Below are 22,985 nucleotides of genomic sequence, written 5' to 3' on the forward strand. Positions count from 1 at the left end.
CCTGAAAATCAGTAATCCCGTTCAGCCTTTTTCTGTTTATAAAAACAAATCTCGATTGTCGTAAATTCACCTAGATCTGTCGTGTTCACCCCCATGCCACCAAAAGGTTTCCTTTATCTTTGGTACATAAAGAAAGATACATGAGACGAGATGTATTTCGGGCCATTGCCGACCCAACCCGAAGAGAAATCATTCATTTGGTAGCTGAGCAACCCCTAAACATGGAAGCAATTGCCGGGAATTTTAAAAAAAGCCGGTCGGCCATTTACAAACACATTAAAATACTAACCGAATGCGGCCTGCTAGTTATTCGCACAAAAGGCCGCGAAAGGTATTGCGAGGTCAAACTGGAAAAGTTAGGCGACCTGGTGGTTTGGGTAGAACCATATCGCCACAGCTGGCAAAGCCGCCTGATTTCTTTAGAAAGGTTAATCACCCAATCCAAGGCTGCTTATTTGCCCGAAAGCGGGGCTCCCTAGCTTCGCGATAGACGCGCAAACAGGGGGCAGAAAGCACCATTTAATTACCGAAAAAATAAAATTTTAAAAAATTAGCGTTAAACAAAAAACAAACCTAAACAATGGCCACTCAGATTTTCGTGAATTTACCCGTGAAAGATTTAGATAGATCCGTCGCGTTTTTTACGCAACTTGGTTACACTTTTAACCCGCAGTTTACCGACGAGAACGCTACCTGCATGATTGTGAGCGACAATATTTATGTAATGCTGCTGGTAGAAGAGTTTTTTAAATCTTTTACCAAAAAAGATATTCCGGATACAGCTGCCAACGCGCAAGTAATTATTGCTTTATCTTCCGAAAGCCGGGAGCAAGTAGATGCGTGGGTAAACAAAGCCGTAGCGGCGGGCGCCACCACTCCCAACGAAAAACAAGACCAAGGTTTTATGTACGGCTGGGGATTTCAGGATTTAGATGGCCACCTCTGGGAAACCATGTACATGGACCCGCACGCGCTGCACCAAGGATAAATACCTGCTTCACTAAGTTTAGGAATGCCCTTTTCCCAACCCAAATTTTCTTTGCTATTACTACCAACTTTTGCTCTTATTTTCTCAATCACAATTATTTTTAAAACTACTATCATGAAAAAGACAAAAATTATTTACTGGATTTTTACCGGGTTAATCACTGCTATGTTGGGCATAGGCTCGGTTTATGATGCCATTTCGGCACCCGAGGCCATGGAGTACGTAATGCGTTTAGGGTATCCGGGCTATTTGGTTCCTTTTTTAGGAGTGGCCAAGTTGTTGGGCTTAATCGCTATTTTAGTACCAGGCTATCCACGGGTAAAAGAATGGGCCTACGCCGGTTTAATGTTTGATTTAATTGGCGCCATGTATTCGCATATATCCCGGGGCGATGCTCCCCAAAACTGGGCCCCTATTTTATTACCCATCTTGCTGGTAGCGGGCTCGTACATCTATTACCACAAACTGCAAAAAACCACCGAAACCAACAACCTGTCCCGGGTTAGCTTATCGGGCAATTAAACCACCTGGGTGTAATTTATTAAAAAATACCTGAACAGCTGAAAAGGCCAAGAGCGCATGGTAGAAGTATTTCGTACAAACGTAAAAGACCAGGACCACGCTGTTATCCTGCTCGACCACATTCACCAAACCTTCCGGGGCTACCACGCGAACTTCGACCTGGAAGATTGTGATAATATTTTGCGGGTGGCCAGTAATCAGGAATTTATCCGGGCCACCTGCCTCATTAAACTTTTAAGCGAGTTTGGTTACGAAGCCGAGATTTTACCGGACGATTTTTAAATAAGGGTAATCAAGTTTTGTTTCAGTCTAAATTTAAACCTTAACTATAGCCAATATTATGTTCAAAAATAGCCATGCATTTAGTGGTTTTTCGGTCGATGATCTGGAAAAAGCCAAACAATTTTACAGCCAGGTGCTGGAACAGGAAGTTACAGAAGATAACACCATGGGCTTGCTGCAATTGCACTTGGCCGGCCATACCCAGGTGTTAATTTACCCCAAGCCTAACCACGAACCGGCTACTTTTACCATTCTTAACTTTCCGGTTGATAACATTGACGAAGCCGTGCAGGAATTAAAAAAACGGGGTGTTGTTTTTGAAACCTACCAGGAAGAATACTTACAAACGGACGAAAATAATATTTCCAGGAGCAGCCTGGTAGATGTGGCCTGGTTTAAAGATCCGGCCGGTAATATCTTGTCGGTTTTGCAGACAAAAGAAGCTTGAAATTTAAAAAAATCCGGTTACCAGGCTTGGTTCTAAAATAGCTGACGCGTAATAATAGATTCCAGGCCATCCTGTTTATACGCGTAACAAAAAAGATGTTAGCAGGTCAGTTTTAACTTCTCAGATTATTATCTATTACAAAATTAATAAACAGTTAGTTGAAATTTTCACACGCTTCGACAATAGACAGAAGCCATCTAAATTGAAAGTGTAAAAGGAAACACGTTGCCTAATGGGTATAGAAATCCTTGCTTCGCTCCAGTTTTTGCATATACTACCCGTTAACGATCATTGTAACGAGATAATAACAAACCATAGATAATAATTAAAAAATAGAACTATATGCGAAAAATAATTTCCTTCATGCACGTATCGCTCGACGGTTTTGTAGCCGGACTGAACGGAGAAATGGACTGGATTAAAGTAGATGAAGAAATATTTGATTATGTCGGTAAGCGGATAAGCGAAGGCGACACGGCCTTGTATGGACGGATGACTTATCAAATGATGGAGAATTACTGGCCTACTGCAGGAACCGAGCCGAACGCGTCCAAGCACGATCTGGAACATTCCAGGTGGTATAACCAGGTTCACAAAGTGGTCTTATCCCAAACCATGAAAGACGCAGGTTCAACCAACACTACCATTATTAGCGATAATCTTGCGGATAACATAATTAAGATAAAACAACAGGGCGATAAAGACATCTTGCTTTTCGGTAGCCCCACCGCCACCCATTCCTTAATTCAACTAAACTTAATTGACGGCTACTGGCTGTTTGTTAATCCAATTGTTCTTGGGCGAGGCATTCCATTGTTCACCGGTATCAAAGAACAGATAAAACTAAAATTATTGACTACTCGACCATTTACTGGCGGGGTAACGGAACTAAATTACACCGTAGACAGGCCATAACCACCAATGGCGCGCCCGGATTTTGCTTCAGGGGCTGCCGTGCAACCTGGAAGCGCGGTGCCCCGAAACCGTTAGCGTTGGTTGTATTGGAACACTCTGCGCTCGGACATTCAGAATACTAATTAAAAAAAACTTAAAATAAAAATTATGGCACTTATCAACCCTCACATTAACTTCAACGGAAATGCCGAAGAAGCATTCACTTTTTACAAATCAGTATTTGGCGGAGAGTTCGCCACTATTATGCGTTTCCAGGACATAGCCAGCCCGGAACAGCCCATAGCAGAACATGAAGCCAACAAGATCATGCACATTGCTTTGCCCATTGGTAAAAATGTTTTAATGGCCAATGATGTGCCGGAAAGTATGGGCCGGGTAAATGAAAACGAAAACAGATCCAAGATATCCGTTAGCGCCGAAAGTCGGGAAGAAGCCGACAAGTTATTTAACGGCCTTTCCGCCGGCGGAAACACGGAAGTACCTATTGGCGACAGTCCCTGGGGCTCTTATTTTGGAATGTTTCGAGATAAATTCGGCATTGAATGGATGGTAGATTTTGACCCAAAATACAAGGGAAAAATATAGGCCGAAAACAAAAAACAGCTTATTCTACTGCCCGGAAGTAAATATGCTCCGGAAATTTACCAAGGGCAAATAAGGTAACATCGCAGAGCCAAACCGATTGAATCGCATGATTTTCCGGTTTGTAATAAGCGCCGCCCCCGGGCTCCCCTACTTTCACCCGGTTTAAAGCTAAGGCACCGGTAAATGGTTGTTCGCTCATTGCCACTACCACCCGGTTTTTGCCTTTTGCCAGAAAATCCAACATATCGTCGGCACCGGCCACCATGGCCAGGTTGCCTTTTGGCCCCGGATAATCGGGTAAGTCGATGTACCAGGTACCGTGCGGTTCTTTGTAAAAGGCAAATTGTATGGGCTCAAATGCAGTTCTGGCCCAACCAACCAGCAGTGCAGCGCCCATCAATAATGGCATCCATCCGATCATAGCTGGTAAACAAAGCCTTATTTTTGAAAGTTTCGCGCAGAATGAAACGGACTTATTTAAATTAAAATAGTCTATTTAAAAAAATTAAATAGACTATTTTTAAAATTTGCTGCTATTCTAATCTTCTTCTTCGGCCATTTCCAGTAATAAATTGGCGATTAAAGCCGTCCAGCCGGTTTGGTGCGAGGCACCTAAGCCCTGGCCGGTATCGCCGTTAAAAAATTCGTAAAATAAATGTTGATCTTTAAAATGCGGGTCCGCTTGGTAGGGCTCATGGTGAGAATGGTAATGCACTTTACCCGTTTCGTCTTTCTCGAAAAGGTGCAGCAAGCGCCGGGTTAATTCGCGGGCAATTTGTTTTAAATTTAATTTGTTGCCGGAGCCAGTCGGGAACTCGTAAATGTATTCTTTACCGTAGTATTTATAATATTTCCGGAGAGATTGAATAATTAAATAATTTAACGGAAACCAAATAGGGCCCCGCCAGTTAGAATTACCCCCGAACATCGAACTGGAGCTTTCGCCGGGCTCGTATTGAATCGAATGCTGACGGCCCTGGTAGGTAAACAAGTAAGGATTTTGCTCGTGGTATTTCGATAAAGACCGGATGCCGTAGTTCGATAAAAACTCGGCTTCATCGAGTAAGCGCTTCAGTACGTTCTCTAACCGGAAACCCCGCATGATCGAAAATAAATGATAACCATTACCATTTTGCGCTTCGATGTGCGAAATGAGTTGCGCTAAATCGGGGCGGGTCCGGATAATGCCTACAGCGCGCCGCTTAAACTCGGTCATCTGGTTAAAGATTTTGCTATTAATTACCTCCACGGCCAACAACGGAATAACGCCTACCAAAGAACGAATTCTTAAACGCTGGCTCTTGCCATTATCTAATTGTACAGCATCGTAATAAAAATTATCTTCATCGTCCCAGAGCGAGATATTTCGTTCGCCAATATTATCCATGGCCCAGCCAATATTTAAAAAATGCCGGAAAAACTTGGCCGCTGACTCTTCGTAAGCCGGGTTTCGTTTGGCTAACTCCAACGAAATCCGGAGCATGTTTAACGAGAACATGGCCATCCAACTAGTGGCATCGGCTTGCTGCAAACTTTTAATACCCGGTGGCAAACTGTTGCGGTCGAATACCCCAATATTATCTAAACCCAGGAAGCCACCTTCAAAAATATCGTTGCCGTTGACGTCTTTCCGGTTGACCCACCAGGTAAAGTTCATGAGCAATTTTTGAAAAGCCCGCTCCAGAAAATCCAAGTCCGAAACCCCGGTTTTTTTCTGGTCAATATCGTACACCTGCCACACCCCCCAGGCATGTACCGGCGGATTGACATCGCTGAAATTCCATTCGTAAGAAGGGATTTGCCCGTTGGGGTGCATGTAATATTCCCGGAGCATGAGTAATAATTGCTGCTTGGCAAAATTTGGATCGATGTGGGCGAAGGTGGTGGCATGAAATGCTAAATCCCAGGCGGCATACCACGGGTATTCCCATTTATCAGGCATGGAAATAATGTTACGATTGGTGAGGTGCACCCAGCCTACGTTTCGTTTATCCAGGCGATAAGGTGCTTTTTCCTTTAATTCCCCGTAGAGCCAACGGTGTACATCAAAATAATAAAATTGCTTCGTCCAGAGTAGTCCGCCAAAGGCTTTCCGAATTAAATCCTGTTGGGCGGGTTCCATTTTTTCCGGCAGAATAAATTCCCGGTAAAAAGTATCGGTTTCGGCCCGGCGGCGTTCAAATACGCGGTTAAAGTTAGCCCAGGGTTCAATAATCCGGTTACGCACCAAACGCACTTTAAAAATTACCGAAGATTTTCCGGGCACAACGGCTTGCAGCCAAACAGCTGCTTTGGTGCCTTGTTTTTCCGGGTTAACAGTTTCTTTTTGGTTGATGATGTAATCGTTGATACCATCCTTCACAAACGGAGTTAAGTTAGCCGACTTGTAAATGCGTTCGTTGTTGGTTTCGTTTTCGCAAAATAACTGTTCTCCGGCCTGATCGTGGTACAAGAAAAACGCGCCATTACGGGAGGAAGTAGCTTTTAAACAATCCGGGCTTAAAGCTGTTATTAGCGGCCGGGGGTATTCGGGGCTGTGTTTCCAGTAATTTCTAAACCACAAATGGGGCAATACGTGAATAGGAGCCGCTTCCCCGCCGCGATTATGCACGGTTACCTGCATTAAAATATCGTGCGTGTCAGCTTTGGCGTATTCAATTACAATATCAAAGTAGCGGCCATCTTTAAATATATCGGTATCCAGCAGTTCAAATTCGGGTTGCCAACGGTCGCGCTTGTTTTTTTCTACTAAATCCGCATAAGGGAAAGTAGTTTGTGGGTATTTGTACAAATACTTGCAATACGAATGGGTAGGCGACGAATCCAGATGAAAGTACAGCTCTTTTACGTCTTCGCCGTGGTTGCCCTGGCCATTGGTAAGGCCAAATAATCGTTCTTTTAAAATAGGATCTTGTCCGTTCCAGAAAGCCGGCGCCAAGCACAAAATCTGCTGGTAATCGCAAAAACCCGCAATGCCTTCTTCGCCCCAACGGTAGGCATTGCTGCGGGCTAAATCGTGGGTCACAAAATTCCAGGCATCCCCGTTGGGGCTATAATCCTCGCGGACGGTTCCCCATTGACGTTCGGCCAAGTAGGGTCCCCAGCTTTTCCAGTTTCTGTTATTAGGCGATTGTTCTAACCGTTCGTATTCGTTGGTATCCATGCGGGTGTGGTAAGCGTTGCGTTAAATTAAATAAAATTATTAGGTTAATGGTTAAGGTAAGTAAAGCGGGGCCGGATAAATTGTGCGTCAAGAAAATCAGGCCATGTTTAAATTTAATTAAGTAGATGTTTACAAGCTTGTTCCTATTTACCAATCCAGTTATTATCTTTTTAAAATCTGAATAGTACGGATGATCCATTTACCTATTATAAATGATTCTTTTATTTACGCAATGACCTCTGACCAGTAATCCGAGAAAATGCAGTAGCTTTTCGGTGATTTTTATTAGTTTAACTATTGCGCGGAATGAAAAAGTTATTTACTGCTTTTTTTAAATTTTTGATCATGGTTAACCTGGTTTGCCTGGTGCTGCTTTTAAGGGTGAGCCCTGCTTCCGGATTGCCGAAAAATTTAAAAATCTCTTCTCTGGAAGTTAATAAAAACAAGGTTTTTAGCTTGGATTCTACTAATGAGTCTCCGGTTGTTCTTCAAAGGCCCGCAAACCAAACCTTAATGCTCAACACCAGCTTTTACTTTGCGGCCGGCGCGTTTACCGACTCTAATAGCTCCGGCCAGCTTACTTATACCGCGAGCCGAACCGACGGCACTGCCTTACCGACGTGGTTAAAGTTTAATCGCCGTCACCTGAGTTTCCGGGGCATTGCGCCTGCAACAGCTATTACCGTAAATGTCCGGATTACGGCTACGGACCCTCATCAAGCTACGGCAAGTACTACTTTTCGCGTGCGGGTTCAGCCGGCCGAACCCGTTGAAATAACCGGCGAGTTGCGAAAGTGGCACAAAATAACGTTTACCTTTGCCGGCCCTTTAACCAGCGAGTTAGATTCTATAAATCCGTTTTTAGATTATCGCTTAAACGTAATTTTTAAAAAAGGGACCCGCCAGGTAATCGTGCCGGGCTATTATACCGCCGATGGTAAATCTTCCGGCACCGGGGCAAATTATGGCAACAAGTGGCGAGCGCATTTTACCCCCGACGAAACCGGAGAATGGACCTACCAGGTGTCGTTCCGGACCGGTTCCGAACTAGCGATAAGCACCTTTGCGTACCAAGGCCAGCCGGTTAGTTTTGATAATTTAAGCGGAAGCTTTACCGTAGAAAACTCCGATAAAACCGGTCGGGATTTCCGGGCGCAGGGTCGTTTGCAATACACCGGTAAACATTACCTGCAATTTGCCGAATCGAAAAAGTATTTTTTAAAAGGCGGTGCCGGCAGCCCGGAGAATTTTTTAGCTTACCGCGATTTTGATAATACCTACAGCCAGAAATCAACCGCAGATTACACCAAGACCTACGCCGCCCACATCCGCGATTGGAAACCCGGTGACCCGGTTTGGCGGGGTAACAAGGGTAAAGGCATTATTGGGGCCATAAATTATTTGGCCAGTAAAGGCATGAACTCGGTTTATTTCTTAACGCTAAACGTAAACGGCGACGGCCAAGACGTGTGGCCCTGGATTTCGCCGACGGAAAAGTTGCGCTACGATGTTTCTAAACTAGCACAATGGGAAACCGTTTTTTCACACATGGATGAGCTAGGCCTGATGTTGCACGTAATTACGCAGGAACAGGAAAACGACCAATTACTGGATGGTGGCAATTTAAAAACCCAACGGAAATTGTATTACCGCGAATTGATAGCCCGCTTTGGCCACCATTTGGGCATCACCTGGAACTTGGGCGAAGAAAACACTAATACCAATCAACAGCGCAAAGCGTTCAGTTATTATCTCCGGTTCCTTGATCCTTACAAAAGTCCGATTGACGTACACAGTTTTCCAGAAGCTAAAAACTCGGTTTTCACCCCTTTACTGGGATACAAAAATATGGAAGGCGCCTCGCTCCAAATCGCTAAAATCGCCGAGGCGCACCAACAAACCCAGAATTGGGTAAATCAATCAGCCAATAGCGGGCGCAACTGGGTCGTAACTTTAGATGAAATTGGTCCTTCTTACCGCGGTGTTTTGCCCGACTCCCAGGATTACGCGCACGACCTGGTGCGAAAACAAGCTTTATGGGGACATTTAATGGCCGGGGGTGGCGGCGTAGAATGGTATTTTGGGTACCGCTATGCCCACTCCGATTTAACCGCCGAAGATTGGCGCTCCCGCAAACACCTATGGGAATTAACGAACAATGCCCTGTGGTTTTTTAACCAATACCTGCCGTTCTGGGATATGAAAAGCGCCGATACGTTAACCACCGCAACTACGGATTATTGTTTGGCCGCGGCCAATAACGTTTATGCTATTTATCTACCAACGGGCGGAACCACCGACTTAAACGTAGGCAGTAGTTTCGGGAATTATCAGGTACATTGGTTTAATCCCCGCACCCGAAAAGAGTTGCAAAAAGGTTCGGTGTTACAGATTCAGGGCACGGGTTGGCAATCTATTGGGGTGCCGCCCCAAAACGACGGCCAAGATTGGGTTTGTTTAGTAACCCAAACACCGGTTGATTTTTCGAGAAATGAAACAGGTACTACTAATGCTACATTAACCCAAAGCCCCGCAAACAGTTTTTCGCTGGCAGTTTACCCCAACCCTGTGCAGGATTACCTTACTATTCAAACTAACGCCACCCAAAACTCTCCCCTGGAAATTACCCTGCTGGATGTAACCGGAAAACAGATATTAAATCAAACGGCTTTACCAACGTTGAATAAGCCTACCTTACTAAATATCCGTTCCTTAATGCCTGGTGTTTATTTTTTGCGGGTAAAACAAGGAGCCGCTTTTCTGAATCAGAAAATAGTGAAATATTAACCAGCCTACACCTGTTTTTTTAAATTTTTCGGCAGCGATGCTTTGGTGATGAAGAGTTGTGCGGAGATAAAGCCCAGTTCGTACCGGTTACTGCCTGTAATTAGGTTTATTCTGGGGTTTAAAATTTAAAATTAGGCGCGAATGAATCTTTATTACTAATTTATAGCCCGCTTCTGAGCTAAGATTTACTCCGTGATTAAAAGCCTACTATGACGAACTCCAGAACAGGAAATTACCGCTGGGTGGTATGCGCCCTTTTATTCTTTGCCACTACTATTAATTACATCGACCGGCAAGTTATTGGTTTGCTTAAACCTACCCTGGAAAAAGCGTTCAGCTGGACCGAATCGGATTACGGCAATATTGTAATGGTTTTTGCGTCTTGTTATGCCTTGGGCTACATAATCTTTGGCAATTTTATAGACAAAATTGGTACTAAACTCGGCTACACCATTTCTATCATTATCTGGAGCGTGGCGGCCATGTTGCACGCTTTGGTAAAAAGCACCTTTGGTTTTAGCGTAGTACGCGGCTTATTAGGTTTAGGCGAAGCGGGTAACTTCCCGGCGGCCGTAAAAGCCGTAGCCGAATGGTTTCCGAAAAAAGAACGCGCCCTGGCTACGGGTATTTTTAACTCTGGCACCAGCATTGGCGCAGTGGTAGCACCTATTCTGGTACCCTGGATTCTAGGAGCATACGGCTGGCAGGAAGCTTTTTTAATTACCGGCGCCATTGGCTTTATCTGGCTAATATTCTGGTGGATCTTTTACGAAATACCTTCCCGGCACAAAAAAATCACACCCGAGGAGTTTACCTACATCCACAGCGATAACGAGGCGGCACCTGCCGAAAATTCGAACCCAATAAAATGGAGCCGCTTGCTGGGCCTTAAACAAACCTGGGTATTTATTCTGGGCAAAGTGCTCACCGATCCGGTTTGGTGGTTTTTTCTGTTTTGGTTGCCTTCTTATTTTGCTACTACTTTTAATCTGGACTTAAAAAAGCCCAGCTTGCATTTAGCTATTGTGTATACCGCTACAACATTTGGCAGCATCGGCGGCGGTTATTTATCTTCTTACTTAATTAAACGCGGTTGGCCGGTCTTAAAAGCCCGCAAAGCAACTTTACTCCTCGTGGCTTTTGCGGTGTTACCGATTATTGGGGCCCGCTACGCGCCTAATATTTGGGTGGCCGTAGGCATTATTAGTCTGGCCGCGGCCGCGCACCAGGCCTGGAGCGCCAATATTTTTACCATTGTATCGGATATTGTACCCAAAAAAGCGGTGAGCTCGGTGGTGGGTATTGGCGGCATGGCGGGGTCAATCGCTTCCGCGTTATTTCCGTTGTTAGTAGGTTCGCTCCTGGATTCGTATAAAGCCGTGGGTAACATTAGTGCGGGCTATAATATTCTGTTTATTATTTGCGGTTTGGCTTACTTTGTCGCCTGGTTTATTGTTCATTATCTGACTTCCCGCCTGAAACCGGTAGATTTGTAATTTGCTGGTGGCAAACCTTGGCCCGGAACTAACTGTACTGGATAACAGTTAAATAATTGTAAATTAATTTATTAGCGCGTAGCTAAACATTTTTTTAAATTTTTACCCGGTTTAACCGTGCACTGCGCTTAAACCTGAAGTCCGAGATTAGTATGATTAAATTTAAGCCGTTTCTTTTAGTTTTTCTTACTTGTTTTTTAGTTTACTGCCACACCAACAAGCCGCTTCAGGTAACGGGTACCGCCGCTCCGGTTGCCAATCCCCTACTCGAAACCGAAAAAGTAGATTTAAGTGCTTCCCCTGTTTTACCGGCCCAAGAAGCCATTAGTAAAATGCAGGTAGAACCCGGTTTTGAAGTAAAGTTAGTGGCGGCCGAACCTTTAGTAAGTACCCCGGTAGCCGTTACTTTTGATAATAAAGCGCGCCTGTGGGTAGTAGAAATGGACAACTACATGCCCGATACTATAGGTACCGGTGAAGACATTCCTACCGGGAAGATTGTGATTCTGGAAGACACCGACAATGATGGCATCGCCAATACGCGTCAGGTTTTTCTGGATTCGCTGGTGTTGCCCCGGGCCATTTGCCTCATTGAAAACGGCATTCTGGTGGCCGAACCGCCGAGCTTATATTATTACGAAATTAAAAACAGTAAACCCGGTAAAAAAACCCTGGTGGATGCTGCATACGCCGAAGGCGGTAACGTAGAACACCAACCTAATGGTTTATACCGGGCTTTAGATAACTGGATTTATAACGCTAAATTGAGTAAACGCTACCGCAAAAACGGCAGTAACTGGCTGGTGGAACGCACGCATTTCCGGGGGCAATGGGGCATTAGCCAGGATAATTATGGCCGCTTGTATTACAACACCAACTCCGAAAATTTACTCGGCGACTATTTTTCGCCGGGTTTGGGCGCTACTAATAAAAACCAACGACGTGTGGCCGGGTATGTGCAAAAAGTGGTGGCCGATAATAAAGTATATCCGAGCCGGCCTACTCCCGGGGTAAACCGGGGCTACATGAAAGGTGTTTTAAATGCCGATCAGCGTTTAGTAGATTTTACCGCGGCTTGCGGGCCTTTGGTTTACCGCGGTGACTTGTTTGATGAAACATATGCCTCCAATGTTTTTGTGGCCGAACCTTCGGCTAATTTAATCAAAAGAAACATCATCAAAGATCAGGAATTGATTAGTACCGGAAAACAGGCTTATCCAGGACGAGAATTTTTAAGCAGCACCGACGAACGTTTCCGGCCGGTAAACTTGTATGATGGTCCGGATGGCGCCATGTACGTGGTGGATATGTACCGCGGCATCATTCAGCACAAAACTTACCTGACCACTTACCTGAAAAAAGAAATCGGAAAACGGGAGTTAACTCAACCTTTAAACTGCGGCCGGATTTACAAAATTGTACCGACTGGCAAAAATGCAAAAGCAGTAACTTTACCGGATGATGCGGCCCAACTCGTAACTTTACTGGGTCACCGCAACGGTTGGGTACGCGATAAAGCCCAGCAAATGCTGATTGACGGAAAATACACCTCGGCCGTTCCGGCTTTAAAGCAAGCTTTAAAGGATAAAAACAATCCCTTATTAGTAATGCATGCCCTCTGGACCCTGGAAGGTTTAGGCAGTTTGCAAACGAATGAGGTAACCACTTTATTAAAGCAACCTACCTGGCAAATGCGTACGCAGGCCTTAAGCGTTTTGCCTTCGGTTTTAACTAAAACTTCTTATAAGAGTTATTTGCCCGTATTGCAGCAATTAGTGGCCAGCAAAGATTCTTTAGCGGCTCCTTACGTAGCTTTCCTGTTACCTACTTTGCAGCCTCTGGACCAGAAAGCTACTAAAAATTTACGGCAGCAATTAGTTAAAAATTTCTCCAACAACCCTTACGTAACCGATGCCATTATCAGCACCTTGCAGGACCACGAAGAAACGTTTCAGAAAGAATTGCTGGCCTTGGCCCCTGATAGCAGTTTAGTCATTAACCAGCACTTGCAGGGAGTAATTGCCAATATTAAAAGCGCCCGCGCCAACAAAGATCCAAAGGTGTTATTGAAAGAATTTCCGAAAGGAGCCGCTATGTTTGCCACCAGCTGCCAAACCTGCCACGGCCCCGATGGCAACGGTGTTGCTGGTTTAGCGCCGCCTTTAAATGGCTCGGAGTGGGTAACCGGCGATAAGAACAAGCTAATTTCGATTGTGTTGTTTGGCTTAACCGGCCCGGTACAAGTAAAAGGCCATTTGTACAAAGCGCCCGAAATTAACGGCGACATGCCCGGCATTGGCTACGACAAAGATTTGCCCAACGAAGACGTGGCCCAGGTACTCAGCTTTATCCGGCGGTCCTGGCAAAACAACGCCGATAAGGTTAGCGCCGAAGAAGTAGGCAAAGTACGCCAGGAACTGAAAACCCGCCAGAAAGCCTTTACCACCGAAGAATTAAGTAAATTATAATGGTATGCAAGCGGAGCCTAGCCCGGAAATAACGTTCCTCTTAAAACCAAGCCCAAAAACTAATGCGAGCTTGCCTCTTAAAAAAACATCCGAATAGTAGCGAACCTGCTAGAGCTTACCTTCCGGATTTACCTTCCTTTGTTGAATCTGAAAATAATAATAACTTAAATCAATCCTGCTTTACTCGTATTTAATCTAAACTGCTGTGATTCTTCCCCTAAATGAAAAAATAGCAATAATCTTAAAAATAAGCATTGAAACGGTTTTTAGTCCTAAAAAAAGCTTTTTGGAGCGCAATATTATATTGAGCCTGTTGCGTGTTTTAGTATTTAATTTTAAAAATAAACTAACCCGAGAAAGCTAAAAGGGAAGGACCAGTTGAAGCTCTGTTTTGATATTTAAGTAGATGAGCAAAGTTTTAAAAATTTAACGGGCATACGCTTGTTCCATAACCTTTCTTTTTTTAAATAATTCGCTCTAAGGATTAACATAATCCTGGTTAGTTGCCCCATCTTAAATATTTACGCCTTATCGGACTGAAAACTTCGTCGATTCTTCCTTTTTAATTCTGCTTAGCCGTGTAATAAACGGCTATAAACGCTTTTTTATGCGTCTATGTCTCTTGGAAAATTAGTTTTAGCCCATTTAGGTTATCTGTTTTTAAATTAAACAACTGGCCAAAAACAAAGAAAAGCGAAATAAAAGGCAACGTTAAAACTTAAAGATAATTTGTTTCGGTAAAAGTGTATTTTAAAAGAACTACTATTCATAAAATGTTGGGCATATTTTCTATATATTACTTCTAGTATAAAACAAGTAGCTTCAACCCGTTTAAAAGCCATTACAAGCCTAATGAAAGCAAGTGTGTTTACTCCGCACATTATGCAGATAACCGGAACTACTCCGTATATCCGTAGTTACCTGCAATTTAAATGAAGAACAGGAAAGCCACATATTTAATTTCAGGCCTAATTTATTTCATAGCTATATGTTCAATTTCTCCATTGCTAGGAAAGAAAGATCAGGTTGATTGGTTTGGTACATCAATTTATCAGGTGCTTTTACTAATTGGTTGGATTTCCTTTTTCCTAATTTTTCTTTTCATAGGCTTTATTTTAAATAAAAGCAGATGGAAAACTTCTTGGAGTAAAATACTTTCAGTATTTAAGATTTCTATTTTGGGAACAATTCTCATTGTTGGATTAGGGAGTATAAATTACTCAATTGATTTCAATAATTGGCAAGAAAAATCAATGGCTGAAAGAGAGGAATTTGAGAAAGGAGAAGAATTAAAATTTATTTCTACAGTTGATAGTTTACGAAGTATTATTGATTCTGATTCATCTAATTCAAATGCTTTTTTTGTATTAGGATTAACATATAGACATAATGGTGAATGGGAACGTTCAGTTAAAAATTATAAGAAAGCAATCGAAGTTGACTCAACAAAAAGTAAATATCATTCAGAATTAGCATATAGTCTTAGTATTTTAGAAAGATTTGAAGAAGCAATCAAGCATTATGAAATAGCCTATTCATTGGACACAACACGCAAATGGATACAATCAGATATTGACAGGTGTAAAAAAATGAAAGAAAAAAAGCAGGTAACACAAGCTAAAAATCATTAAAACGCTTTTTAGCCCAACCGTTAGCTGAAATAGTATCTTTAGAATGAAAAATCTATTTTTAAAGATTGAAAAAGCAAGAACATCTGATTATTTAGATATTTTAATTGAATCATATCCAAAGGTTTTTTCAGTGGTGAAGGACTTTGAATTAAAATACCCACGACTTCCCTTCAATTTCACTCTAAATGATCTACAAAAATTGAAGAGTAAAGGAATTATAACAGATGAGAATCTTTTGGATCTGCAGGTTGATTTACAGTTTACTGAACTTAAGCGATTACTTCTTGCTGTCTTATGGAAAAATGGCCACATTACTCGAATACAATCTGTTTTGGATGGTATTGGAGGCACAATAAAGTCAAAAACTGATTATGGGGTTATTTTTCGCCAGTTTGGAAAAAGCTTGGCTGAACCAAATGAACCTATTGTTGATCAGCATGTCCTTCGAGCATATTGTGAATACGGAAATTTAAAAGATGTTATTGGTAGAAATAAAGTACCACGTAAATCTGTTTTCAAATCCTCGGATCAATCATTAATTGATAGTTATAGAAAGTGGCTAGCCAATATTCTTGCAAATGTTAAACCTGAAGAAAGGAATTCTTTTAAGTACAAGATTGATAAGATCATGTTTGCAATTGGAAAGCTGCTCGATTGATAACCCGCACTTCAGCCAATAATGGCTTGGCAATATGGCTGATTGTCTGCTTTTAGATAAAGAGATTTTGGTTCAGGAATATTTCAACTTTAATCAAGCTGTGCAGTTAATATTCCGCCACATCACTAAATCTAAACGTTGGATACAATTTTAAAAATGAAATATTTGTTTTATATTCTTAATAATAACCATTTGCCTATAACAGCAGATTCAACTAAAACAAAGATAGATTTGGCTACAGATATTTTTTAATTGCTCCGGACATTTGTAAAGCAATGCCGCAACAATTAAAAAATTAAAAAAATGAATAAAATATTAATAACCGGTGCCACCGGGCAAATGGGCCGCACCGTTCTGCAAACTTTATTAAAAAAAATGCCGGCTTCGAACATCCATGTTCTATCCCGTAAAGCAGAAAAACTAACAGAACTACAATCAATCGGCTTAAACACATTTGTGGGTAGTTATGAAGATGTAACTTCCCTGGCAAAAGCAATGGAAGGCGTAGATACCGTACTTTTAATCTCGGCCGGCGACCAAGGCGACCGGATGCAAGAACATCGGAATGTGGTGGACATGGCTAAACAATGCGGCGTACAAAACCTGGCCTATACCAGTAGAGCCCTCCGGGACAGAACAACGCTGCACAATCAACTCATGCACGACCATTTTAACACCGAAGACTATATCCAGGAAAGTGGCTTGAATTATACTATATTTCAAAATGCTTTGTATACGGAGTTTCTGCAATTTGTTATTCATAAAGATCATCTGGAAAAAGGCATTTTGCTGCCCACCGGCGAAGGCAGAGTAGCCTTTACCTTGCGGGCGGACCAGGCCGAAGCAATTGCCCAGGTATTACTGAACGAGCCATTTTTAAACAAAACGTATTTATTTACCGGCAACAAAACGTATTCTTTTTTCGAAGTAGCCCAGAGCTTATCTTTACTTGCGGGTAAAGAAATAAAATATACCCCGGTAGAATTACCTGCCTTTGTAAAAACCATGCAACAACGCGGTTTACCCGATGCGGTTATTACCAAAATCAGCAGCTTTTTATTAGATATAAAAAATAATCAGGAAACAGTAATAACCCATGATTTGGAAAATAAACTGGGTCGTAAGCCAGCAACGTTGCCGGAAGGATTAAAAATGGTGTTTAACTTTTAACAAATTTAAAATAAGTACGGCAACCAAGTTTGTTGGGCGTAGGATTCAGGAGAACCTACCAGCTAAATAAGGTATATGTAACAACGAACAAACCACCAATAACCCCATTTTACCGATGGCTACCCAAGCACCGCATAAATTTAAAACTATTAGCGAATACCATCAATTCATGGATTTACCCAAGCCCCAACACCCTTTGGTAAGTGTGGTGAAATTTGAAGATATAAAACGGCAGCCCCGTAATAACGCAATAAGTATTATCAACAGTTTTTATTCTATTGCTTTAAAAAAAACCTTTAATGCCAAATTAAAATACGGGCAGCAAGAATATGATTTTAAAGAAGGAATCCTGGCGTTTATTGCACCTAACCAAGTCATTAGTGTTATTCCAGAAGAAGATACGCCTTTGCAGCACACGGGTTGGTTACTGCTTTTCCACCCGGATTTTCTCTGGAACACGGCGTTAGCTTCTAAAATAAAGCTGTACGATTTTTTTGGTTACCACTTGCACGAAGCCTTACATCTTTCGGAAAAAGAAGAACTGATGCTCGTAAACATAATCGAAAGTATGAACCACGAATACCATTCCAACCTGGATAAATTTAGTCAGGAGGTCTTGAGCGTTCAATTAGAATTATTGCTTACCTACGCCGATCGGTTTTACCAAAGGCAGTTTTTTACCCGAAAAATAAATAACCATACCATCCTTATGCAACTGGAAAACTTATTAGCCGAGTATTTTAAAAAAGACAACCTGACTCTAATCGGTTTACCAACCGTGCAATATATTTCCGACGCTTTGCACGTATCACCTAATTATTTAAGCCGGCTACTCAAAACATTATCCGGACAAAGTACCCAGCACTTTATACACGATAAACTGATCGCGTGCGCCAAAGAAAAATTATCGACTACCGATTTATCCGTTAATGAAATTGCTTACACCTTAGGTTTTGAACATCCGCAATCTTTCAGTAAATTATTTAAAATTAAAACCAACACTACCCCTTTGGAATTTAGACAAACCTTTAACTAACCAAATAAAACTAATTAAAACTTCCGTTTGGTAGTTTAATTTGCTTGAAAAAATAGTAGATATTTTAATTGCGGTACTGGTGATTGATAAATTATTGACCATTAACCGAGCAGCTGTTTATTTTAATTATTCGGGTAATCATACGGACGAGCTTTGTTTCTATTATTGTTCCTGGAGAAATGAAAAAATTTAAAAAATCAAGCTAAACTGCCAAGATAATCCTAGCTTATCATTGCTCATTACTGATAAAATCTAGTAAAACTAGTTTAACCAGAGATTACCGGAACGCTAAATATAAAAAAGGAGAGCAGGTAATCTGGCGGTTATAAACAACATAAAGAATGCACCCAATCAGATTATTATGCCAAGCCGCTCCGTTGCGCAGGGTGCAAAAATCATTTACAAAATACCTCGAAGTTAAAACAAATATTTCACCTGTAATGGGTTAGCTTTGCGATTCGTAAAGGCCAGCGTTAACAATGCGGCCTGGCCCGTTGCTTACACGAGAGCATTTAAACCAGAAATTTAAAAAAACATTCGCCAGACACAGTAAACTAAACTTAACAAAGTAACAGAACTATGGAGCAAACAAAAATTAAGATCGAAGCAACTATTGCCGCTGAAACAAGCAAAGTTTGGGAATACTATACTAACCCCGCACATATTACGCAATGGAACTTTGCCACCAATGATTGGCTATGCCCAACCGCAGAAAATGATTTGAAACCGGGTGGGAAATATAACGCCCGCATGGAAGCAAAAGACGGCAGTTTTGGTTTCGACTTTGAAGCTACTTATAACGAAGTAATGGACCAGAAGAAGTTGACCTTCACCATGGCTGACGGCAGACAAGTAACTTCTGATTTCGAAAACCTGGACGGTACCACTAAAATTACGACCACTTTCGATCCTGAAAATACCAACGATGTAGAAATGCAACGGTCTGGATGGCAGGCCATATTGGATAATTTTAAAAAATATACCGAAAACAATTAAAGGCTTTAGAAAACCACAACTGTGACCAGGGGGTATGCGTTCGTAGCAGTATCAAAACTCACAATATATTAAAGTTCAAAGCATTGCAATTTTAAGCTAAGCTGATTGACTTTTATTGCTTCTACGAATGCATAGCCCCTTTTAGCGGTATTTGGAACAGTATAAAAGAATAACACTACTGCTACAGCCCGCTTGAAAATGCGGTAAGCTTTCAAAATTTAAAAGGTAGAATTAAATATGAAAAGCAGGGCAAAACAACAATTTTTTAAAATTTTGTTATGTTCCCGATGCATTTGCTACTAGCCTAGCCCTATTATAATAAAAGCTTTGTACTTAGGAGGCCGATAAAACTTTCGATTCTTTTTCCTCTAGTTTAGAAGTAGCCTGTTCGATGTTGCCCACCAGAAACAAATAGGAACAAGCACCAATTAAACCCAAGGCCCCGATAAAAACCAGGGCGGGTTTAAAGTCACCGTCTTTGGCCAGGTAACCAATTACAATAGGAACAATAATGGAGGCTAGGTTGCCCATAAAGTTAAAAACCCCGCCGGTTAAACCAATTAAATGCTTCGGCGACAAAATAGACACGAACACCCAGGAAATTAAGGCCATGCCAGCCCCAAAAAAGGCTAGCGCCATAAAAAATATGATAGCCGCCGTTTCGGTGCTATAATTAGCTCCCACAATGCTAGCCGAAACAATTAAACCAATTATAATGGGGGTTTTCCGGGCCATCGCCATAGATTTGCCTTGCCGGATTAAATAATCCGACACAAAGCCCGACAAAAGCAAACCGGCGCAGGCGGCCAGAAAAGGAATAGAAGCCAGGTAACCCGATTTTATAAAACTTAAGCCCCGGTATTGCACCAGGTACGTCGGAAACCAAGTTAGAAAAAACCAGAGCATGGCATTCATAGCAAATTGGCCTATGTACACGCCCCATAAATTTCGACTGGCAATTACTTGTTTTAAGTTGGCCCAGTTCCAGATAGAAGGTTGGTTTTTATCAATTTTCTTGCCTTCAATTAAGCCGCCACCTTTTTGAATGTAACTGAGTTCCTCGGTATTTACTCGCGGATGGTCCATTGGGTCGCGGTAAAAAAAATACCAGATTAAGCCCCAAGCTAGGCCCACTAATCCGGTGGTAACAAATAAACCTTTCCAGCCAGCATAATACTGAATGGTAACCAACACCGGGGTAAAAAAAGCTAGCCCAATAAACTGCCCCGATACGTACAAGGCAATGGCGGAAGCCCGTTCATGGTTCGGGAACCAGCTGGTTACAATACGGTTATTAATGGGGTAAGAAGGCGCTTCGAAGGCCCCGGTGGCAAGCCGTAAGCCAAATAAACTCACAAAACCGCGGGCAAACCCCTGGCATACCGTAGCTACAGACCAGGTTACTAAACAAAGGGCGTATAATACCCGCGGACCAACCCGGTCCGCCAATAGTCCCCCCGGAATTTGCAGAATGGCGTAAGTCCAGCCAAAAGCCGAAAAAATTAAACCCATTTGTACCGTAGATAAACTTAAATCTTTGCTCAGGGCCGCCGCTGCTACCGCTAAATTGCTCCGGTCCAGATAATTAATCATCACGTTTACGAAAACGAGCGCCAGCATGGCGTAACGAATGTTGGTTTTTCGGATGGGGCCACTCTGTTTTTCCATGGATACCGGTTTGCTTGAGGTAAGTAAGGCGGTTAATTTTAAAAATAAGTAGATTTTTAAATTTGTGATCAGAAGCTAGCGCGCGGTCCAGCCGCCATCAACGGTGAGCATGGAACCGACCATATAACTACCCGCCTCACTGGCCAGGAAGATAGCCGCTCCTTGAATTTCGCGCATTTCGCCCCAACGACCCAAAGCCGTGGCACCCACTACAAACTTTTTACCTTCCTCGGTATCCGCAATGGGTAAATTCATTTCGGTTAAAAATGGACCGGGACAAATGGCATTTACGTTAATATTAAAAGGGGCTAACTCCAGCGCCAGCGCCCGGGTCATTTGTACTACGGCGCCTTTACTGGAGGCATACGGTGTGCGATTCGATAAGCCTACTAAACCCAGCGTACTGGCCAGATTAATGATACTACCCCGGCCGTTTTGTTTTAAATAAGGGGTTATGGCCCGGCAGCACAGCCAGGTTCCGTTTACGTTCACTTCCATTACTTTATTAAAGTCAGCGGGTGTTACTTCGTCAATAGCGCCCCGGATGTTGATTCCGGCGCTATTAATTAAAATATCAATCCGGCCAAAGGTGTCCATAGCCGTGGTGGCCATGGCTTCGGTTTGTTCCTGGTTCGTAATATCGGCGCTATAAGCAATGGCCTGAATGCCAAATTCCTGACTTAGCTCCTGTGCAGCTTGGGTACCTTCTGCGGCATTCCGGTTTACCAACATAATATTTGCTCCGGCCGAAGCCAGACCAGCAGCCATCGCTAAACCTAAGCCTTTAGAGCCGCCCGTTACAACCGCCACTTTACCACTTAAATCAAATTGTTTAATACCAGGAAGTGTTTCTTTATTCATGAAGAGAATCAGGCTTGTTAAATAAGTTTAAATTTTAGTAAAAAGTAATAATTTTTAAATATTTTATTCGTGTCATCCTAAGTATACCATCAGGATTTTAAGGTATTCTTACTATAGTTCAGGCAAGCCAGAATGTTGTTTTCTTCGGCGGCTAAGCGGCCTTCCGGATCTAGTTGCGAAACACGTGGCAGCCCCGAGGCATATTTGTGCTGCCGAACCAAGCGTAGCGTACGGGCTAAATCAGTGGCGGGAACGCCCGAAAAAGTTGCCCAATATTCGTCTTTTAAACAAGGAATTTCCAAAGGATCGCGGGTAATCATTTCCAGGTTAAAAGTTACGTTGGGGTTTTGTTGGCGGCACAAAGCAAACATTTTGGGCAAATCCAAGATACCTTTGCCCAGCGGTACCTCCGAGAGCAAAAACCCGTCAGCGTATTCATCTAAGCCCATATCTTTCACGTGAGTAGTAAATACGTAAGGCACCAAGGTCTGAATGACTTCCATAGGTTCTTCCAAGAGGGCGATGCTATTGCCAAAGTCCAGAGTTACGCCGATCCATTCGCTGTTAAGTTGTTTCATTAAATCTACCAACTCCGGGGCCCGCCAATCTTTATGGTTTTCTACGGCTAGCTTCATTTTGTACTTGCGTAAGATCGGTTCTGCCAGTTTTAAAGAAGCTACCGCCTTGTTTTGCAGTTCGGTAAAAGCTTCGGCTGAATGATAGGCGTCGTAACGGCGGCCGCTGGAGCAAACCGTACGCAGCACCTGCATACCGGCTTCTTTGGCGCTTTTTACTTCTTGCTCGAACCGGGCTACGTCTTCTGGTTTACCGGGTACGCCAATAGAACCTTCCACGTAAAGTCCTAGCTTTTCGCGCCGGTCGCGTACTTTCTTAATTAAATCCGCAGACCAGTCTTTCACTACTACCTGCATGCCCCCCGCTCCTATTTTATAGCAGTGCTCTAACAAATCTACTGCATTGGCAAACCCCGGGTACTTATTGCTGGCTACTTTAGAATTCCAGCGACTACCGTACGAATGCACCACAATGCCCATGGGCGCTTCTTTGGTAAAAGCGGGCAAGTTACCCGGAAAGGATAGCGCTAAGGCTCCCACTGTAGCTTTTTGGATAAAATCTCGTCTGTCCATTATAACTATTTATTTAAAAAAGACTATTGTGAAAAGTGTAATAAGAAAACCATACTACTACTGGAACTTAAATTTTAAATAAAGAGAAAAATAAGGGTAGAGTAAATTTGTAATTTCTAAAAATGTCTTTCCGAAGGAAACAATTCTACAACGTAGCTAAATA

20 protein-coding genes are annotated in these 22,985 nt (G+C 42.6%); 15 read left to right on the plus strand and 5 right to left on the minus strand.

Features of this window, described 5'->3' with window-relative positions:
* The first annotated feature begins 140 nt into the window (after positions 1-140).
* The 7 genes from AHMF7616_RS11670 (at position 141) to AHMF7616_RS11700 (ending at position 3,740) form a co-directional block, all read left to right on the plus strand.
* On the plus strand, positions 141-479 hold the full coding sequence (locus AHMF7616_RS11670) for an ArsR/SmtB family transcription factor (protein WP_115373046.1): 339 nt from the start codon (positions 141-143) through the stop codon (positions 477-479).
* A 101-nt stretch (positions 480-580) separates the two neighbouring features.
* The gene (locus AHMF7616_RS11675) at positions 581-988 is read left to right on the plus strand and encodes a VOC family protein (protein ID WP_115373047.1); all 408 of its coding nucleotides are present in this window, start codon (positions 581-583) and stop codon (positions 986-988) included.
* A 114-nt stretch (positions 989-1,102) separates the two neighbouring features.
* Positions 1,103-1,510 carry a DoxX family protein gene (locus AHMF7616_RS11680; protein ID WP_115373048.1) on the plus strand — a complete coding sequence of 136 codons (408 nt, stop codon included), beginning with the start codon at positions 1,103-1,105 and terminating at the stop codon, positions 1,508-1,510.
* 57 nt (positions 1,511-1,567) lie between these two features.
* Positions 1,568-1,792: a hypothetical protein gene (locus AHMF7616_RS11685; RefSeq protein ID WP_115373049.1), complete on the plus strand. Its 225-nt coding sequence runs from the start codon at positions 1,568-1,570 to the stop codon at positions 1,790-1,792.
* Positions 1,793-1,850: 58 nt separating this feature from the next.
* Entirely contained in the window at positions 1,851-2,240 is a 390-nt protein-coding gene (locus AHMF7616_RS11690; RefSeq protein ID WP_115373050.1) for a VOC family protein, read from the plus strand.
* A 342-nt stretch (positions 2,241-2,582) separates the two neighbouring features.
* Complete coding sequence (locus tag AHMF7616_RS11695; RefSeq protein ID WP_115373051.1) at positions 2,583-3,155, plus strand: dihydrofolate reductase family protein; 573 nt, start codon at positions 2,583-2,585, stop codon at positions 3,153-3,155.
* A 147-nt stretch (positions 3,156-3,302) separates the two neighbouring features.
* Positions 3,303-3,740 (plus strand): VOC family protein, encoded by a 438-nt coding sequence (locus AHMF7616_RS11700; protein ID WP_115373052.1) that lies wholly within the window; start codon positions 3,303-3,305, stop codon positions 3,738-3,740.
* Between the two features lie 19 nt (positions 3,741-3,759).
* Here AHMF7616_RS11700 and AHMF7616_RS11705 read toward each other — a convergent pair whose 3' ends face one another.
* On the minus strand, positions 3,760-4,161 hold the full coding sequence (locus AHMF7616_RS11705; RefSeq protein ID WP_147275668.1) for a DUF6717 family protein: 402 nt from the start codon (positions 4,159-4,161) through the stop codon (positions 3,760-3,762).
* A gap of 117 nt (positions 4,162-4,278) precedes the next feature.
* Positions 4,279-6,903: an MGH1-like glycoside hydrolase domain-containing protein gene (locus AHMF7616_RS11710; RefSeq protein WP_115373054.1), complete on the minus strand. Its 2,625-nt coding sequence runs from the start codon at positions 6,901-6,903 to the stop codon at positions 4,279-4,281.
* A gap of 306 nt (positions 6,904-7,209) precedes the next feature.
* Between AHMF7616_RS11710 and AHMF7616_RS11715 the strand changes: the two genes are divergently transcribed.
* The 8 genes from AHMF7616_RS11715 (at position 7,210) to AHMF7616_RS11750 (ending at position 19,145) form a co-directional block, all read left to right on the plus strand.
* On the plus strand, positions 7,210-9,690 hold the full coding sequence (locus AHMF7616_RS11715) for a DUF5060 domain-containing protein (protein WP_115373055.1): 2,481 nt from the start codon (positions 7,210-7,212) through the stop codon (positions 9,688-9,690).
* 209 nt (positions 9,691-9,899) lie between these two features.
* On the plus strand, positions 9,900-11,186 hold the full coding sequence (locus tag AHMF7616_RS11720; protein ID WP_115373056.1) for an MFS transporter: 1,287 nt from the start codon (positions 9,900-9,902) through the stop codon (positions 11,184-11,186).
* Between the two features lie 152 nt (positions 11,187-11,338).
* Complete coding sequence (locus AHMF7616_RS11725) at positions 11,339-13,654, plus strand: DUF7133 domain-containing protein (RefSeq protein ID WP_115373057.1); 2,316 nt, start codon at positions 11,339-11,341, stop codon at positions 13,652-13,654.
* A gap of 932 nt (positions 13,655-14,586) precedes the next feature.
* The gene (locus tag AHMF7616_RS11730) at positions 14,587-15,285 is read left to right on the plus strand and encodes a tetratricopeptide repeat protein (RefSeq protein ID WP_115373058.1); all 699 of its coding nucleotides are present in this window, start codon (positions 14,587-14,589) and stop codon (positions 15,283-15,285) included.
* A gap of 43 nt (positions 15,286-15,328) precedes the next feature.
* On the plus strand, positions 15,329-15,943 hold the full coding sequence (locus AHMF7616_RS11735) for a hypothetical protein (RefSeq protein WP_115373059.1): 615 nt from the start codon (positions 15,329-15,331) through the stop codon (positions 15,941-15,943).
* 303 nt (positions 15,944-16,246) lie between these two features.
* Positions 16,247-17,113: an SDR family oxidoreductase gene (locus tag AHMF7616_RS11740; RefSeq protein ID WP_115373060.1), complete on the plus strand. Its 867-nt coding sequence runs from the start codon at positions 16,247-16,249 to the stop codon at positions 17,111-17,113.
* A gap of 115 nt (positions 17,114-17,228) precedes the next feature.
* On the plus strand, positions 17,229-18,149 hold the full coding sequence (locus AHMF7616_RS11745; RefSeq protein WP_115373061.1) for a helix-turn-helix domain-containing protein: 921 nt from the start codon (positions 17,229-17,231) through the stop codon (positions 18,147-18,149).
* Positions 18,150-18,728: 579 nt separating this feature from the next.
* Positions 18,729-19,145, plus strand: coding sequence for an SRPBCC family protein (locus tag AHMF7616_RS11750; RefSeq protein ID WP_115373062.1), 417 nt, complete (start codon positions 18,729-18,731; stop codon positions 19,143-19,145).
* A gap of 333 nt (positions 19,146-19,478) precedes the next feature.
* Here the strand turns inward: AHMF7616_RS11750 and AHMF7616_RS11755 are convergent, their stop codons facing one another.
* The 3 genes from AHMF7616_RS11755 to AHMF7616_RS11765 form a co-directional block, all read right to left on the minus strand.
* The gene (locus AHMF7616_RS11755) at positions 19,479-20,813 is read right to left on the minus strand and encodes an MFS transporter (RefSeq protein WP_115373063.1); all 1,335 of its coding nucleotides are present in this window, start codon (positions 20,811-20,813) and stop codon (positions 19,479-19,481) included.
* A 75-nt stretch (positions 20,814-20,888) separates the two neighbouring features.
* Positions 20,889-21,674: an SDR family NAD(P)-dependent oxidoreductase gene (locus AHMF7616_RS11760; protein ID WP_115373064.1), complete on the minus strand. Its 786-nt coding sequence runs from the start codon at positions 21,672-21,674 to the stop codon at positions 20,889-20,891.
* Between the two features lie 89 nt (positions 21,675-21,763).
* The gene (locus AHMF7616_RS11765; RefSeq protein ID WP_115373065.1) at positions 21,764-22,822 is read right to left on the minus strand and encodes a sugar phosphate isomerase/epimerase family protein; all 1,059 of its coding nucleotides are present in this window, start codon (positions 22,820-22,822) and stop codon (positions 21,764-21,766) included.
* Positions 22,823-22,985: the final 163 nt, after the last annotated feature.

This window comes from Adhaeribacter pallidiroseus (assembly GCF_003340495.1).
Taxonomy (GTDB): domain Bacteria; phylum Bacteroidota; class Bacteroidia; order Cytophagales; family Hymenobacteraceae; genus Adhaeribacter; species Adhaeribacter pallidiroseus.